Origin of the sequence: Pseudomonas sp. RA_15y_Pfl1_P11, from assembly GCF_963970975.1 — a bacterium.
GTDB lineage: Bacteria > Pseudomonadota > Gammaproteobacteria > Pseudomonadales > Pseudomonadaceae > Aquipseudomonas > Aquipseudomonas tritici.
The window spans coordinates 200,231-215,660 of record NZ_CAXAOY010000005.1; the positions used below are offsets into that span (position 1 = coordinate 200,231).

The following is a 15,430-nucleotide window of genomic DNA, read 5'->3' on the forward strand; positions in this document are numbered from 1 at the left end:
ACCGTTACATAAGGGCGCATAAGCTTATTACAAGGGGCCGCGACGGAAATTTTTTGTGTATGTCGACGGCTCAAAGCAACACGGCACCCTGAGGTGCCGTGCCAGTGAAGCGGTTATTTACTGTCGCGCTGTTCGAATTCGCCTTCGATCACATCACCTTCACGCCCCAGTGGCTGGCGCGGAGCCGGACCGCCACGGGGTTGCAGGTCATCGGCGAACGCACGCTGGCGAATCGCCGCCTCTTCGGCACGCTGGCGCATCTTGCCGGCCAGCAGCTTGCGAGTGACTGGCAGCAACATCACCAGGCCGACCACATCGCTGATAAAGCCCGGCAGGATCAACAGGCCACCGGCCAGGGCCATCATCAGGCCTTCAAGCATGGTCTGTGCGGGCAGCTCGCCACGATTCAGGCTTTCACGGGCACGCAGTGCCGTGGCCAGGCCGGCGACGCGCAGCACCAATACGCCGAGCATCGAGCCGAGAATGATCAACAGCAGGGCCGGGAAAAACCCGATCGCACTGCTGACTTGAACGAATACGAACAGCTCCAACACCGGGAACAGCAGAAAGAGCAATAAAAAAGGGCGCATCAAATGGTTCCTCAACGCAAGAATGCCTTGCCAGTCCACCTTAAATGACGTCGCCATTTCGTGAATTCAAGCGTCAGCGGCTTCTTTTTTCGGCCAGTCGTCAGCGTGAGCCAGTGAAACCAGGGCTTCGCGCACTTGTGTCGGAGTGTTGCAAGGCTCCGCGAACGGTAACCAATATAAGGACTGGCCGATACGCAGGTGCATGCCTTCGCTGTCGATACCGGCCAACTGCGCAGGCTCGGAGGTCGGCAAACCGGCCAAGTCGACGTAGTGGGCAATGGCGTTGGTGTGATCGCTGTTCATGTGTTCGATCATGCTGCGCTCAGCCGTGCCCGAGAACGGGTTGGCCAGTGTCAACTGGTCGACCCAGTGAATCGCCCCAAAGCCGCCGATGTAACGGTGGCGCACCGGCTTGAGCACCCAGAAGTCGAAGTCGTGGGCTTTGTGGTAGTTGGCCGAATCGGGGAAGTAGCGGTAATAACGCTCGGCCGCTGCCTCTATGGCAGCGCCCTCCCCGAGTTTTACGGCCTCAGCCAGGTAGGTCAGGCGCCCGACGGACTGCACGTCATCCGCCTCACGCTCACCCACCAGCAACGAACACTTAGGGTCTTTTTGCAGGTTGTGGGTGTGCTGGGCAATACGGCTGATGAGGATCAGCGGACGGCCCTGCTCGTCCAGGCAATACGGCACGACCGAACCGAAAGGGAAACCCGGCATGGCTTTGGACTGTGTGGCGAGAGCCCCACGGTATTCCTTGAGCAACAGCTCTCGGGCGTTCTTGGCAACCTGTGCGCTCAACGTTGACTCCTCGGGTATTCAGCCGCCCATGACTCATGGGAATGGATCTCAACACAAGGTAATCAATCTACGCGCCGGTTGCCAGAGGCGCCCCTGCCGGGATTTGTCGAAGGGGGTTACCAGGCCACGCCGAACCCTGCGGTATAGCGGGTTTTGCTCAGGCTGCTTTCCGAGTCGCCACTGATGACGTCGCGTTCAGCCTTGAGGTTAAGCGAAGCCCACTCGGTGACTTTGTAGCGCAGGCCCATTTCCGCATCCAGGGAGTATTCCGCTGGGCCATCGATAGGTTTGCCCACTTCGCCATTGGTAAAGAATTCAACGGTCTTGCCCACCAGGTAGCGGTTGTAGTTCCACTTCATGGCCAGGGAATAGAAGTTGTCCTTGCCGCCTTCGGCGTATTCGTAATCGGTGCGGTTGACGAGCGACCCCAGGGAGAATGCGCCCAGCTCATCATCCCAGAACTGGTAGCCCGGGCCGGTACCGACGGTACGCTGGCGAGCCAAGTCTTCAACCTTGTCACGCTTGTAAGTCAAGCGTCCCTGCCAGAACCAATGCTCGGTCAGGAAGCGGTCCAGGTCATATTCCAACGCCCAGTTGTCGGTGGTGGTCACGTCGTCCTGGAACTCGCGGTTGTACTCGCCCTGCCCGGTGTGGCGCCATTGGCCATGCCGCGCGGTGGTCTTGAAGTCGATGTCGTAGTCGTTGGTATCTTTTTCGGCGCGCTTGTAGTCCAGCGCCATGTCGACATTGCCCTTCCACACCAAGTCTTCGATCACAGGCTTGGGCTTGAGGATCTGCTGGATGCTTGCCAGCTCGACGGTCTTTGGCGCCTCGCCATTGGCCAGCACCACCTTGCCTTCATCCGCCGGCTTCAGGGACTTGGCCTTTTCGCCGGTGTAGGCATCTTGCTTGACCAGCAGTTCCTGGTCGCTTTCCAGGGTTTTCACCTGTTTCCAGTCCACAGGAATGGCGCCCGCGTAATCGGTCTGGATCAGCAACTTGCCGCCGTCGAAGACCTTGATCTTGCCCGTCAGACGGTCACCGTTCTTCAACCAGACGGTATCGGCCATTAGGGGCGTGGAGGCGCTGAAAACAGCGAGGCACAGCAGAGTTCTGGACAACATAAGCGGATTCAGGGCTCGAGGTTGGCGAAAAGAGGGCATTATCGTGTTAGATACGACTGACTCAAGGATTTATATTCAGTTCAATCCTCGATGCCATGCTTACAGACGTTTCTTACAATAAGTCAGCCGATCTCAACGGATATGCCCACAGTGAATCCACCCGCCGAGCCCCCGCAAAGCCCTGCCCAAATGCGCCGCACTGCGCTGTACCTGACCCTGGCGCAAGTGCCCGCAGGGTGCGTGGTCAGCTACGGCGAGCTGGCCCACCTGGCTGGGCTGGGGCGTGCGGCGCGCTGGGTAGGCCGCACCCTGAGTCAACTGCCTGCAGACACCAAACTTCCCTGGCATCGCGTGCTGGGTGCCGGTGGTCGGATAAGTCTGCCAGTGGGCAGTGCCTCGGGTGACGAGCAACGCGCGCGTTTGCGCGAAGAAGGCGTCACGGTCCGCAATAATCGCGTGGATATTCAGCGCCATGGCTGGCGCCCGGTAGAGCACAGCGGTTAGAGTGCGCGCTTTGTTTCCGCAAACCTGAGGCAGACTCCAGCCCATGCCCCGTAAAACCTGGCGCGCCGCGCTCGCTGCCTATGCCAGCCCCTCGACGTTAGTGCTGTTGTTGCTCGGCTTTGCCGCCGGCTTGCCTTACATGTTGGTGTTCTCGACGCTTTCGGTGTGGTTGCGGGAGGCCGGTGTGGCCCGCGAGACCATCGGCTATGCAAGCCTGATTGGTTTGGCGTATGCCTTTAAGTGGGTCTGGTCGCCGCTGCTCGACCAATGGCGCCTGCCGTTGCTCGGTAAACTCGGGCGACGCCGTTCCTGGCTGGTCCTTGCCCAGTCGCTGGTGATCCTCGGATTGATCGGCATGGGCTTTTGCGACCCGCAGAAACATTTGTCCTGGCTGATCGCTATCGCCGTCGTCGTTGCCTTCGCGTCCGCCACCCAGGATATCGCGGTAGACGCCTACCGCCTGGAAATCGCCGATGACAGCCGCCAGGCCGCGTTGGCCGCCAGCTATATGTCCGGCTATCGCATCGCCGCCCTGCTGGCCACGGCAGGTGCACTGTTTTTTGCTGAAGGTTTCGGCTCCACCGGTTTCAACTATAAACACTCGGCCTGGACCGGCACCTATGTGCTGTTCGGCGTATTGATGGTTCCTGCGTTGCTGACCACGCTGTTCATGCGCGAACCAAATGTGCCACTGCGCACCCAGTTGCAGGCCGGGCGCTACAGTTTCGTGCATCAACTGGTCTCGGTATTTGTGCTGATCGTATTGCTGGTGTCGGTGCCCGCGATGTTCACCCAGCTGTTCAATACTGATTTCGCAAGCGTGCTGTTCCACGGTATGAGCCTGTGGGACCTGCTGATGGACGACCGTGCCTTCCTGCGCGCCATTCTCTATATCACGCTCACCGCACTGTGCCTCTCGGCCATGGGTCGCCGGGGCCTGGCGCCGGTGCTGACGCCGGTCAACGACTTCATCCTGCGCTACCGCTGGCAAGCTTTACTGCTGCTGGGGCTGATCGCCACCTATCGGATGTCTGACACCGTGATGGGCGTGATGGCCAACGTGTTCTACATCGACCAAGGCTTTACCAAGGACCAGATCGCCGGGGTCAGCAAGATCTTCGGCCTGATCATGACCCTGGTCGGCGCCGGCATGGGCGGCCTGCTGATTGTGCGCTTCGGCATCCTGCCGATCCTGTTTATCGGCGGCGTGTTCTCTGCCGGCACCAACCTGCTGTTCGTGGCGCTCGCCGACAGGGGCCCGGACCTGCAGATGCTGATTTTCACGATTTCCCTGGATAACTTCAGCTCGGGCATGGCCACATCGGCATTTGTGGCCTACTTGTCGAGCCTGACCAACCTCAAGTTCTCCGCCACCCAATACGCGCTGCTCAGCTCAATCATGCTGTTGCTGCCGCGCCTGATCGGCGGGTATTCGGGGGTGATGGTGGAGAAGTTCGGCTACCATAATTTCTTCCTGATCACCTGCATGCTGGGTGTACCAACATTGCTGCTGATTGCACTGCATTGGTACCAGGAGAATCGGCGGATTCGGTTGAATCCACCCGCTGACGACTGACACACCTCAGTCAATATGGGCGCTGGCTTGCCTGCAATAGCATCACCAGGGTGCAACAGATACACCGCGCCGCTCCCATCGCAGGCAAGCCAGCGCCCACACAAGCACGCTTCCGACAGAAACACCCCGCAACCTGATGCCTGTACTCCGGCGGCAACCGCCCGTACAATCCAGCGTCATTTCAAGTCCAAGCAACCGACAACGGCCTACCATGCGCACCAGTCAATATTTGCTCGCCACACAGAAAGAAACGCCTTCCGATGCGGTCGTGATCAGCCATCAGCTGATGCTGCGCGCCGGCATGATCCGCAAACTGGCCTCGGGCCTGTACACCTGGCTGCCCATGGGCTTGAAGGTGATGCGCAAGGTCGAAGCCATCGTTCGTGAAGAAATGAACGCTGCCGGCTCTCTGGAAGTGTTGATGCCGAGCACCCAACCGGCTGAACTGTGGCAGGAATCCGGGCGCTGGGAAGAGTACGGCCCTGAGTTGCTGCGCTTCAAGGACCGTCATGGCCGCGACTTCTGCGCCGGCCCGACCCATGAAGAAGTGATCACCGACCTGATGCGCAACGAGCTGAGCAGCTATAAACAGCTGCCGCTGAACCTGTATCAGATCCAGACCAAATTCCGTGATGAAATCCGCCCACGCTTCGGCTTGATGCGCGGTCGTGAATTCATCATGAAAGACGCGTATTCGTTCCACGCCGACCAGGCGTCGCTGCAGGTCACTTACGACCGCATGCACCAGGCCTACTGCAACGTGTTCACCCGCCTGGGCCTGAAGTTCCGAGCGGTTGAAGCGGACAACGGTTCCATCGGCGGTGCCGGCTCCCACGAATTCCATGTACTGGCCGAATCCGGCGAAGACGATATCGTGTTCAGCAACGGTTCGGACTACGCAGCAAACATCGAGAAAGCTGAAGCCGTGCCACGGGAAACGTCCCGCCCTGCACCGGCTGAAGAGCTGCGCTTGGTGGACACACCAGAGACCAAGACCATCGCGGCCCTGGTGGAAAAATTCAATCTGCCGATTGAAAAGACCATCAAGACCCTGATCGTGCACGCCGAAGAAGAAGGCAAGCTGATCGCCCTGGTGATCCGTGGCGACCACGAACTCAACGAAATCAAAGCCGCCCAGCAACCTGGCGTCGCCAACCCACTGGTCATGGCCAGTGATGCCGAACTGCGCGACGCCATTGGCGCCGGTGCGGGTTCCCTGGGCCCACTGAACCTGCCGCTGCCAATTATCATCGACCGTTCGGTCGAGCTGATGAGCGACTTCGGTATTGGCGCGAACATCGACGACAAGCATTACTTCGGCGTGAACTGGGAGCGTGACCTGCCGGTTCCGACCGTGGCCGACCTGCGTAACGTGGTCGCTGGTGACCCGAGCCCGGATGGCAAAGGTACCCTGGAGATCAAGCGCGGCATCGAAGTCGGGCACATCTTCCAGCTGGGCAATAAGTACAGCAAGGCGATGAAGTGCGAAGTGCTGGGCGAGAACGGCAAGCCGATCACCCTGGAAATGGGCTGCTACGGCATTGGCGTTTCGCGCGTGGTTGCAGCTGCCATCGAGCAGAACAACGACGAGAAAGGCATCATCTGGAGTGACGCCCTGGCGCCGTTCCAGGTCGCCCTGGTACCGCTGCGCTATGAAACCGAGCAAGTACGCGAAGCCACCGACAAACTGTATGCCGAACTGACGGCCGCTGGTTTTGAAGTGTTGCTGGATGACCGCGACAAGAAAACCAGCCCGGGCATCAAGTTCGCCGACATGGAACTGATTGGCATCCCGCACCGGATCGTGGTCAGCGACCGCGGCCTGGCGGATGGCAATCTGGAATACAAGAGCCGGACCGAAGCCCAAGCACAACCGTTGCCGGTGGCTGACGTGCTGTCTTTCCTTCAGGCGCGTATTCGTCGCTGAAAACCAGATCAAGAGAAGTCATGTTCAAGCGAAACACCAGAGCCCTGGGGGGCGCCGCCTTGTGCGGCGCCCTGCTGGTCAGCGGCTGCGCCAACCAGATGTCGCAACGCAGTGAGCACGAGGAGCGGGTCGAGCGTAAGTTGCTCGACCACAGCCTGCAGATCGATGTAGGCGACCCCAAAGTGCTGGAGCTGCCTCAACGCCGAGTGCGCATTCACGAGCAAAAGACCTTCGAGGTCACCGAGTTCGAAGTCACCCGTCGTTACGACCGCTACACCCCCTACCAACCCTGGCGCGAACTCTATGAAGTGCCTTTGGGTACGGTCGCCCTGGTCGCGGGTGCGGGGGCTAACGTGGCGAATATCTTCGCCCTCGGCAACCTGCCTACCAGCATGACCCACGACTGGCTGACCTACGGCGTGGACGGCCTCAACCCGTTCATGAACGTGCAATCCCATGGCCGTGCGCAACAGAACCTGGCAGGTATCGATGAAGTCCAGCGCGACAAGCGTGTGGAGTATTCGAGCCTGCCCTGGAGCGAACGCCCGGTGCAGGTTACTGCGGGCAAGCACGTGCATGAGTTGACCACCGACCGCAACGGCGTCTTGCGCCTGAACCTGTTGGACAGCCCGTTTGCCGAGCAGGACCTTAACCGCATCACGACCTTGAAGATCAGCGTGGAAGATGGCCAGGACGACGTGCATTCGGACTCGACACTGGCGATCAGCAACACGCTGCGCGGCAAGTTGCTGGAAGCCCACGGCCTGATCTACGACGACCTGGAAGACGACGAAGTCAGCCAGTGGGTGCACCGGGTCAAGCGTCTCTCAGAGCTGGGCCTGGAAGAAGAAGCCAGCGAACTGGAACAAAGCCTGATCGAACTGACCCGCAATGATCCCGAGTTGCAGCAGGAATTCCTGCAGGCGCTGACCAAGGATGCGGGGCGGTTGGTGGCGGATCCTGGCGCGCGCTAAGACTTCAAGAATATCGTAGATCTAAATGTGTGCGGTCTTGCTCGCGAATAAGGAGTGTCAGCCACCAGATGCATTGACTGATCTACCGCATTCGCGAGCAAGCCCGCCCCCACATAGGGCTCTCGGTTTCTACCAGGAGAACTCGAGCTGCTCGTTGCCGCTGCTTAAATCCAGCAACCGCACCCCAATCCCCAACAACCGAACCGGCTTCGCACCCCGTTTAAACGCCTGGGTCAGCAGCTGTTGATAACTCTCCAAATCCCTCCCCGCCCCCGCCTGCTCCAGTGTCGTCTGGGTAAAGTCATGAAACTTCACTTTAACGAACGGCTTGCCCGCCCGGTAACTGCTGTCTATACGCGCCATACGCCCGGCCAGGGTTTCCATCAGTTCGGGAAGCTTTGCCAGACAGCTTGAAAGATCCGGCAGGTCCACATCGTAGGTATTTTCCACACTGATGGATTGCCGACGGCTATCGTTGTGCACTGCGCGGTCATCAATCCCACGCGCCAGGCTCCACAGTCGCTCGCCAAAGCTGCCAAATTCCCGCACCAGCGCCAGCTTGTTCCACTCACGCAGTTGCAGGCAGTCTTCAATTCCCAGGCGCGCCAGCTTTTCTGCCGTGACTTTGCCCACACCGTGCAATTTGCTCACACGCAACTGCGAGACAAAGTCTTCGACCTGGTCCGGGGTAATCACAAACAATCCATTGGGTTTCTTCCAGTCGCTGGCGATCTTGGCCAGGAATTTATTCGGCGCGACACCAGCGGACACGGTGATGTGCAACTGGTTGGAGACGCGGCGGCGAATGTCCTGGGCGATGCGCGTGGCACTGCCACCAAAATGCGTACAGTCAGACACGTCCAGATAGGCTTCATCCAGCGACAGCGGTTCGATCAGGTCGGTGTAGTCGCGAAAGATGGTCTGGATTTCCTTCGACGCTTCCTTATAGGCGTCCATGCGCGGCTTGACGATGGTCAGGTCCGGACACAGCTTCAAGGCGTGGCGTGACGACATGGCCGAGCGCACGCCATAGGCCCGCGCCTCATAGTTGCAGGTAGCGATCACCCCGCGCCGGTCCGCCGAGCCACCCACCGCCAGCGGCTTTTGCGCCAGGCTCGGGTCATCGCGCATCTCGATGGCGGCGTAGAAGCAATCACAGTCAACGTGGATGATTTTGCGCTGCGTCATATAAACAGGATGTGAAACTACGGGTGGCCAGTATCGCACTCACACCTGTACATAGCACCAGTAGTTTGATTCTTCCGTTTGAACGGTAGGAAAATTCGTACATGAATTTATTTTCTCAATCGAATCTGGCATTCCGATAGAGCTGAAACCCTTGGCCGGACTGGCTTGCAGCGCTTCCACGTACAGCGGTGGAGAGCTAACCAATTGAACCACAAGCGCTTTTCTTCAGAACACGGGTTGACACACTCGCGATCCTCTGTAGAATGCCGACACACAGACGCGGGATGGAGCAGTCTGGTAGCTCGTCGGGCTCATAACCCGAAGGTCGTCGGTTCAAATCCGGCTCCCGCAACCAAACATCAAAAAAGGCTACTCGAAAGAGTGGCCTTTTTTGTGCCTGTCAGTTTTTTGATTGTCTGACAAAAATCCAAGCCTATCGCGCACTTACCGTTATCGGTGACCACTCAGTGGGTTAATTCACACTTATTTGACCGATACATCCATTAACGGTTGACACCCCGCCGTTGGGCTGTAGAATGCCGCCCACAGACGCGGGATGGAGCAGTCTGGTAGCTCGTCGGGCTCATAACCCGAAGGTCGTCGGTTCAAATCCGGCTCCCGCAACCAAACATCAAAAAAGGCTACTCGAAAGAGTGGCCTTTTTTGTATCCGGTAAAAAAGTTCTTCTGAAACAATGGCATGGCATCTTTCATGAAACCGTACACGGTTTGCAGAGTCCATCTCATTGCAAGCTATGCTCAATGCTCAGCGCTTCCCTCTACGACCAATGGCCGCTGTCGCCGCCCCCGGTGATACGCGTTAATATTTGTAATAATTTTGCCCATAGGGATTGGTAACTTGGCTGGATACCTCCATCCTGTCGCGCACAATCCACGAGGTGATTGATGCGCGCCAACTCGTCTGAACCACAAGACACCGTTACAGCAGAACAACCGATCCCTCCCGCTCGTTTGCGTTGGCTGGATCGGGTGAGCAAATACCGGCAACCCATCGGGCTGGCCGTCACACTATTGCTGTTCGCCATCGCGTTGATCGCCTGCCGACACCTGCTGCTGGAGCTGGATCTCTACGCCCTCCACGATTCGATTCTGGAAGTACCCAGGCCCGCCCTACTCGGTGCGTTTGCCGCAGGTGTCGCCGGCTTCGTCATTCTATTAGGCTACGAATTTTCCGGCGCGCGCTACGCGGGGGTACAACTGCCCGCCAAGACCCTGGCCATGGGTGGCTTTACCGCGTTTGCCATCGGCAATGCGATTGGCTTGTCGATGCTCTCGGGCGGTTCGGTGCGTTACCGTTTATATGCACGCCATGGCATCGGGGCTTCAGAAGTGGCGCACATGACCGTGTTCGCCAGCCTGGCCCTGGGCTGCGCCCTGCCGCCGCTGGCGGCATTAGCCACCTTGAGTAACTTGCCGGCGGCGTCCACTTATCTGCATCTGTCGCAAGGTTTGCTGGGCGGCATTGCCTGCGCCGTGCTGCTGTTGTCGGCCGCGCTGTGCATCGGCATTTATCGTCGTCGCCTGCCGGAGCAACCCTACCCGGATAACCTGCTGGTAAAAGCTGGCCGCCGTACCCTGCGTCTGCCGGGCCGGCGTTTGACCTTCCTGCAACTGATCATCACCGCGCTGGACGTCGCCGCCGCTGCGACCGTCCTTTATCTGTTGCTGCCAGAAGCGCCGCCCTTCGGCCCCTTCCTGTTGGTGTACCTGCTGGCGCTGGCCGCTGGCGTGCTCAGCCATGTACCGGGCGGGGTTGGCGTATTCGAAGCAATTCTGCTCGCAGCCTTCGCCGACAAACTGGGCGCCGCGCCACTGGCCGCTGCCCTGCTGCTGTACCGCATGATCTACGTGGTGCTGCCCCTATTGATCGCCTGTGTGTTCCTGCTGATCAACGAAGCGCAGCGTCTGTTCCAGACCCAGCAAAGCCTGCGGGTCGCCTCGGGGCTGGCAGCGCCAGTACTGGCCGTACTGGTTTTTTTGTCCGGCGTGGTCCTGCTGTTTTCTGGCGCCACGCCCGAAATCGACTCACGCCTGGAAAACATCGGCTTCTTGATTCCCCACCGCCTGATTGACGCCTCGCACTTTGGCGCCAGCCTGATCGGCGTGCTGTGCTTGTTGCTGGCCCAGGGCCTGCGTCGACGCTTGTCGGCCGCCTGGATGCTGACCATGGTGCTGCTGCTGACCGGTGCGTTGCTCTCGCTGCTCAAGGGTTTCGACTGGGAAGAAGCCTGCTTGATGACCATGACCGCGATCCTGCTGGCGATCTTCCGACGCTCGTTCTACCGCGCCAGCCGCCTCACCGAGCTGCCCTTCTCACCGCTGTACCTGGTGGCAAGCGTGTGCGTGCTGGGGGCTTCGATCTGGCTGCTGCTGTTCGCTTATCAAGACGTGCCTTACAGCCACCAGCTGTGGTGGCAGTTCACCCTGGACGCCAACGCGCCCCGTGGTTTGCGCTCGCTGCTGGGCGCCGCCGTCCTGCTGGTGATCGTCTCCCTGACCTGGCTGTTGCGCACCGCGCGCCCGGTGATCCACCTGCCGACGCCCGACGAACTCGAGCGTGCCAGCAAGATCCTGATGGCCTCGTCCCAACCCGACGGCGGCCTGGCGCTCACCGGCGACAAGGCGCTGCTGTTTCACCCCAATGATGAAGCTTTCCTCATGTACGCCCGTCGCGGGCGCAGCCTGGTAGCCTTGTACGACCCGATTGGCCCGACCCAGCCACGCGCCGAGATGATCTGGCAGTTCCGCGACTTGTGCGACATCCACCACGCGCGCCCGGTGTTCTATCAAGTGCGCGCAGAGAACCTGCCGTACTACATGGACATCGGCCTCACCGCGATCAAACTGGGTGAAGAAGCCCGCGTCGACCTGAAACGCTTTGACCTGGAAGCCAAGGGCAAAGAGATGAAGGACCTGCGCTATACCTGGAACCGTGGCACCCGCGATGGCTTGTCCCTGGAGATCTTTGAACCGGGCACGGCACCGATGGACGCGCTCAAAGTGATCTCGGATGCCTGGCTGACCGGCAAAAACGTGAGGGAAAAAGGCTTTTCCCTGGGACGCTTCAGCGACGACTACCTCAAGCACTTTCGCATTGCGATCATTCGCTTCGAAGGGAACCCGGTGGCCTTCGCCAACTTGCTCGAGACCTACAGCCACGACTTGGCCAGTCTCGACCTGATGCGCGCCCACCCTGACGCGCCCAAGCTGACCATGGAATTCATGATGGTCGGCCTGATTCAACATTATAAGAGTCACGGCTACGCCCGCTTCAGCCTCGGCATGGTGCCGTTGTCGGGCCTGCAACCACGCCGCGGCGCGCCGTTGACCCAACGTCTGGGTTCGATGGTGTTCCGCCGTGGCGAACAACTGTATAACTTCCAAGGTTTGCGCCGCTTCAAAGACAAGTTCCAGCCTGACTGGGAACCCCGTTACATGGCCGTGCCTGCGGGACTTGATCCGCTGGTGGCACTGGCCGATACCGCCGCCCTGATCGCGGGCGGCTTGACTGGATTGGTGAAACGCTGATGATTCGACGTTCCTGGCGGTATGTATTGGCCTCTGTAGTGCTGCTCGCCTTGATCGCAGGCGGCGGCTTTTGGTACTGGAACCGCCCTGCCCCACAGCCGACCCTGGAGCAATTGCCCCAGGCCGATGGCTCGGTGATGACCCGCGTGACGCCCAATGGCACGCCGAAAGCCCTTGTGGCCGTGGCCGTAATGGCCGACGAAATCCTGACCGACAGCCAACTGATCGCTCTGAGCCAAGGCGGCAAGGCGCAGATTGTCCAAGTGATCCTGCCCAAGGACGATTGCAAGCTGCAGGAACAAGCGCTGCAAAGCGCCTTGGTCCAGCTCAAGGGCCCGGCCACCCTGGTCAGCGGCATCGGCCCAGGCGCAGCGCTCGCCTGGCGCTGGCTGGCAACACAGGATGACGACAAGGCCAATGCCATCTCCGTCGGCTTCGCCCTGGTGCAGGAAGGCTGCAAGGACCCACTGCCGAAAACCGCCGCGCACGGCAATTGGCTGGTGGCCTGGAACGACAACCCTGACGATGAAAGCGCCAGTTTCGTGCGCGATACACCACGCGCCACCACCAGCATCAGCGACTACGACATTCACTACCCGCAAGTGCTGAACAACGAGCTGCGCAAGCAACTGGTAGGTTCGGACAACGGCGGCCTGGCGATTCCAGTGGTTGAAGTGCCAGCCGGCCAGGCCAAGGACACCGTCACCCTGTTCCTCTCCGGTGATGGCGGCTGGCGTGACCTGGACCGCGACGTGGCCGGCGAAATGGCCAAGATCGGCTACCCCGTCGTCGGCATCGACACCCTGCGCTACTACTGGCAGCACAAGACCCCGGAACAAAGCGCCAAGGACCTCACCGAGCTGATGCAACACTACCGTCAGAAGTGGGGCACCAAGCGCTTCGTGCTGACCGGTTACTCGTTCGGTGCCGATGTATTGCCGGCCATTTACAACCGCTTGCCGGCAAACGAGCAGCAACGCGTGGACGCAATCATCCTGCTGGCGTTCGCGCGCACTGGCAGCTTTGAAATCGAAGTGGAAGGCTGGCTGGGTAACGCCGGCAAAGAAGCCGCCACGGGCCCGGAAATGGCCAAGCTGCCGCCTGAGAAAGTGGTGTGCATCTACGGTGCAGAAGAAGTCGACGAGAGCGGCTGCACGGACAAGACTGCCGTGGGTGAAGCGCTGAAGTTGCCAGGTGGGCATCACTTCGATGAGAACTACCCGGCGCTGGCCAAGCGGTTGGTGGATATCATTGTGAAGCATCAGGCCAAGGATAAAGCCGAGTAACTTCAGGCTGTACACGGATTAAAAATGTGGGAGCGGGCTTGCTCGCGAAAGCGGTGGATCAGTCACAGCAACATTGACTGACACTCCGTATTCGCGAGCAAGTCGAAGCGTCGAACCGCCGCTCCCACATTTGCTTTAGGGTGTGACCGATATTTAGCGCGGTTCGATGTGCGCAATCATCAGCTGCACGGTTTCATTCCCACGAAACTCGTTCACATCCAGCTTATAGGCCAGCTCGACCCAACGCACGGTAGGGTTAGGCCAAACGTCACGATCCACCCCAAACGCAATGCCATCGAGTTTCACCGAGCCGCATTCGCTCTTGAGCACCACTTTCAGGTGCCGCTCCCCCACGACACGCTGCTCCACCAACTGAAACACGCCGTGGAACAACGGCTCGGGAAAGTGTTGCCCCCACGGGCCGGCATGCCGCAAGGCCCGCGCCAGCTCCAGGTGAAACTCTTCCACTGCCAGAGTACCGTCGGTCAACAACCTGCCGGTCAGGTCCTCCTCACACAGTTGCCGACGCACTTCAGCATCAAATGCTTCGGCAAACAGTGGGAAATTCGACTCGGGCAATGTGAGCCCCGCCGCCATGGCGTGGCCGCCGTATTTGGCGATCAGGTTGGGATGCTGGCTTGCGACCACTGCCAGGGCATCACGGATGTGAAAACCCGGCACGGAGCGCCCTGAGCCCTTGAGCAGGCCGTCACCGGCGTCGGCAAAGGCGATGGTCGGGCGGAAATAGCGCTCTTTCATGCGTGACGCCAGAATGCCGATCACGCCCTGGTGCCATTCCGGGTCGAACAGGCAGAGCCCGTAGGGCATCGACTCCACCGGCAAGTCCTTGAGCTGGGCCAGGGCTTCGCGCTGCATGCCCTGCTCGATGGATTTACGGTCCTGGTTCATGCCGTCCAACTGCGCAGCCATCTCCCGCGCGGCGGCGACGTCGGTGGTGAGCAGGCATTCAATCCCCAGGCTCATGTCATCCAGGCGCCCAGCGGCATTCAGGCGCGGCCCGAGGATAAAGCCCAGGTCGGTCGAGGTGATGCGTGCAGCGTCGCGCTTGGCCACCTCCAGGATCGCCTTGATCCCCGGCCGTGCGCGACCTGCACGGATACGCTCCAGGCCCTGATGCACCAGGATGCGGTTGTTGGCATCCAGGGGCACCACATCGGCAACGCTGCCCAGAGCGACCAGGTCGAGCAGTTCACCGATGTTCGGCTGAGGTATGTTCGCGTACCAGCCCAAGCTGCGCAGGCGCGCACGCAAGGCCATCAGCACGTAGAAAATCACGCCGACGCCGGCCAGGGCCTTGCTCGGAAACTCGCAGCCCGGCTGATTCGGGTTGACGATCGCATCGGCCGCCGGCAATTCATCGCCGGGCAAATGGTGGTCGGTCACCAGCACCTTCAACCCCGCGGCTTTGGCGGCCGCCACGCCTTCGACGCTGGAAATGCCGTTGTCCACGGTAATCAACAACTGCGGCTCACGCTGCAGGGCCACGGCGACAATTTCCGGGGTCAGGCCGTAGCCGTACTCGAAGCGATTGGGCACCAGATAGTCGACATGCGCCGCTCCGAGCAAACGCAGGCCCAAGGTACCCACGGTGCTGGCAGTGGCGCCATCGGCGTCGAAGTCACCGACGATCAGGATTCGCTGGCGTTGCTCCAGCGCCGTCACCAGCAAGTCCACCGCCGCGTCGATTCCCTTGAGCTGCTGATAGGGAATCAACCGCGCCAGGCTTTTATCCAGCTCAGCCTCCGATTGCACACCGCGCGCGGCATAAAGACGGGTCAACAGCGGTGGCAATTCACCAAGAAACGGCAGGACGGCGGGCAACGGGCGGGGATCGATACGCATGAGGTAACGGAAACTTCTCTACTGATACAACGGTTAAACAACAATCCTGCAA

The 15,430-nt window shown here is 59.9% G+C and carries 11 protein-coding genes and 2 tRNA genes; 8 read left to right on the top strand and 5 right to left on the bottom strand.

The genetic code is table 11. The annotated features are described in order from the left end of the window. Window positions 1-113: 113 nt before the first annotated feature. The 3 genes from AACY44_RS08405 to AACY44_RS08415 form a co-directional block, all read right to left on the bottom strand. On the bottom strand, window positions 114-590 hold the full coding sequence (locus AACY44_RS08405) for an FxsA family protein (protein ID WP_339417283.1): 477 nt from the start codon (window positions 588-590) through the stop codon (window positions 114-116). 66 nt (window positions 591-656) lie between these two features. Next, window positions 657-1,388 carry a HugZ family pyridoxamine 5'-phosphate oxidase gene (locus AACY44_RS08410; protein WP_339417285.1) on the bottom strand — a complete coding sequence of 244 codons (732 nt, stop codon included), beginning with the start codon at window positions 1,386-1,388 and terminating at the stop codon, window positions 657-659. 116 nt (window positions 1,389-1,504) lie between these two features. Further along, the gene (locus tag AACY44_RS08415; protein ID WP_339436014.1) at window positions 1,505-2,512 is read right to left on the bottom strand and encodes a DUF481 domain-containing protein; all 1,008 of its coding nucleotides are present in this window, start codon (window positions 2,510-2,512) and stop codon (window positions 1,505-1,507) included. Between the two features lie 141 nt (window positions 2,513-2,653). Between AACY44_RS08415 and AACY44_RS08420 the strand changes: the two genes are divergently transcribed. The 4 genes from AACY44_RS08420 (at window position 2,654) to AACY44_RS08435 (ending at window position 7,493) form a co-directional block, all read left to right on the top strand. Continuing rightward, window positions 2,654-3,016 (top strand): MGMT family protein, encoded by a 363-nt coding sequence (locus AACY44_RS08420; protein WP_339427480.1) that lies wholly within the window; start codon window positions 2,654-2,656, stop codon window positions 3,014-3,016. Between the two features lie 43 nt (window positions 3,017-3,059). After that, the gene (locus AACY44_RS08425) at window positions 3,060-4,592 is read left to right on the top strand and encodes an AmpG family muropeptide MFS transporter (RefSeq protein WP_339417289.1); all 1,533 of its coding nucleotides are present in this window, start codon (window positions 3,060-3,062) and stop codon (window positions 4,590-4,592) included. Window positions 4,593-4,803: 211 nt separating this feature from the next. Further along, the gene (locus AACY44_RS08430) at window positions 4,804-6,519 is read left to right on the top strand and encodes a proline--tRNA ligase (RefSeq protein ID WP_339417291.1); all 1,716 of its coding nucleotides are present in this window, start codon (window positions 4,804-4,806) and stop codon (window positions 6,517-6,519) included. Window positions 6,520-6,539: 20 nt separating this feature from the next. Further along, complete coding sequence (locus AACY44_RS08435) at window positions 6,540-7,493, top strand: hypothetical protein (protein WP_339417292.1); 954 nt, start codon at window positions 6,540-6,542, stop codon at window positions 7,491-7,493. A gap of 129 nt (window positions 7,494-7,622) precedes the next feature. Here AACY44_RS08435 and dinB read toward each other — a convergent pair whose 3' ends face one another. Further along, window positions 7,623-8,681: a DNA polymerase IV gene (gene dinB, locus AACY44_RS08440; RefSeq protein WP_339417293.1), complete on the bottom strand. Its 1,059-nt coding sequence runs from the start codon at window positions 8,679-8,681 to the stop codon at window positions 7,623-7,625. 278 nt (window positions 8,682-8,959) lie between these two features. Here dinB and AACY44_RS08445 point away from each other — a divergent pair. The 4 genes from AACY44_RS08445 (at window position 8,960) to AACY44_RS08460 (ending at window position 13,515) form a co-directional block, all read left to right on the top strand. Next, window positions 8,960-9,036 (top strand) — tRNA-Met (locus AACY44_RS08445). A gap of 195 nt (window positions 9,037-9,231) precedes the next feature. Then, a tRNA-Met gene (locus AACY44_RS08450) sits at window positions 9,232-9,308 on the top strand. A 278-nt stretch (window positions 9,309-9,586) separates the two neighbouring features. Then, complete coding sequence (mprF, locus tag AACY44_RS08455; protein ID WP_339417294.1) at window positions 9,587-12,229, top strand: bifunctional lysylphosphatidylglycerol flippase/synthetase MprF; 2,643 nt, start codon at window positions 9,587-9,589, stop codon at window positions 12,227-12,229. Then, window positions 12,229-13,515 (top strand): virulence factor family protein, encoded by a 1,287-nt coding sequence (locus AACY44_RS08460; protein ID WP_339417295.1) that lies wholly within the window; start codon window positions 12,229-12,231, stop codon window positions 13,513-13,515. Before mprF ends, AACY44_RS08460 begins: the two co-directional genes overlap by 1 nt. Before the next feature lie 153 nt (window positions 13,516-13,668). On the opposite strand, the gene recJ is transcribed toward AACY44_RS08460, so the two are convergent. Then, the gene (recJ, locus tag AACY44_RS08465; RefSeq protein ID WP_339417297.1) at window positions 13,669-15,378 is read right to left on the bottom strand and encodes a single-stranded-DNA-specific exonuclease RecJ; all 1,710 of its coding nucleotides are present in this window, start codon (window positions 15,376-15,378) and stop codon (window positions 13,669-13,671) included. Window positions 15,379-15,430: the final 52 nt, after the last annotated feature.

Bases quoted from the DNA above. Each gene is read 5' to 3' on its own strand.
- AACY44_RS08405 (WP_339417283.1), bottom strand. From the start codon at position 590: ATGCGCCCTTTTTTATTGCTCTTTCTGCTGTTCCCGGTGTTGGAGCTG.
- AACY44_RS08415 (WP_339436014.1), bottom strand. From the start codon at position 2,512: ATGTTGTCCAGAACTCTGCTGTGCCTCGCTGTTTTCAGCGCCTCCACG.
- AACY44_RS08420 (WP_339427480.1), top strand. From the start codon at position 2,654: ATGCCCACAGTGAATCCACCCGCCGAGCCCCCGCAAAGCCCTGCCCAA.
- AACY44_RS08425 (WP_339417289.1), top strand. From the start codon at position 3,060: ATGCCCCGTAAAACCTGGCGCGCCGCGCTCGCTGCCTATGCCAGCCCC.
- AACY44_RS08430 (WP_339417291.1), top strand. From the start codon at position 4,804: ATGCGCACCAGTCAATATTTGCTCGCCACACAGAAAGAAACGCCTTCC.
- AACY44_RS08435 (WP_339417292.1), top strand. From the start codon at position 6,540: ATGTTCAAGCGAAACACCAGAGCCCTGGGGGGCGCCGCCTTGTGCGGC.
- dinB (WP_339417293.1), bottom strand. From the start codon at position 8,681: ATGACGCAGCGCAAAATCATCCACGTTGACTGTGATTGCTTCTACGCC.
- mprF (WP_339417294.1), top strand. From the start codon at position 9,587: ATGCGCGCCAACTCGTCTGAACCACAAGACACCGTTACAGCAGAACAA.
- AACY44_RS08460 (WP_339417295.1), top strand. From the start codon at position 12,229: ATGATTCGACGTTCCTGGCGGTATGTATTGGCCTCTGTAGTGCTGCTC.
- recJ (WP_339417297.1), bottom strand. From the start codon at position 15,378: ATGCGTATCGATCCCCGCCCGTTGCCCGCCGTCCTGCCGTTTCTTGGT.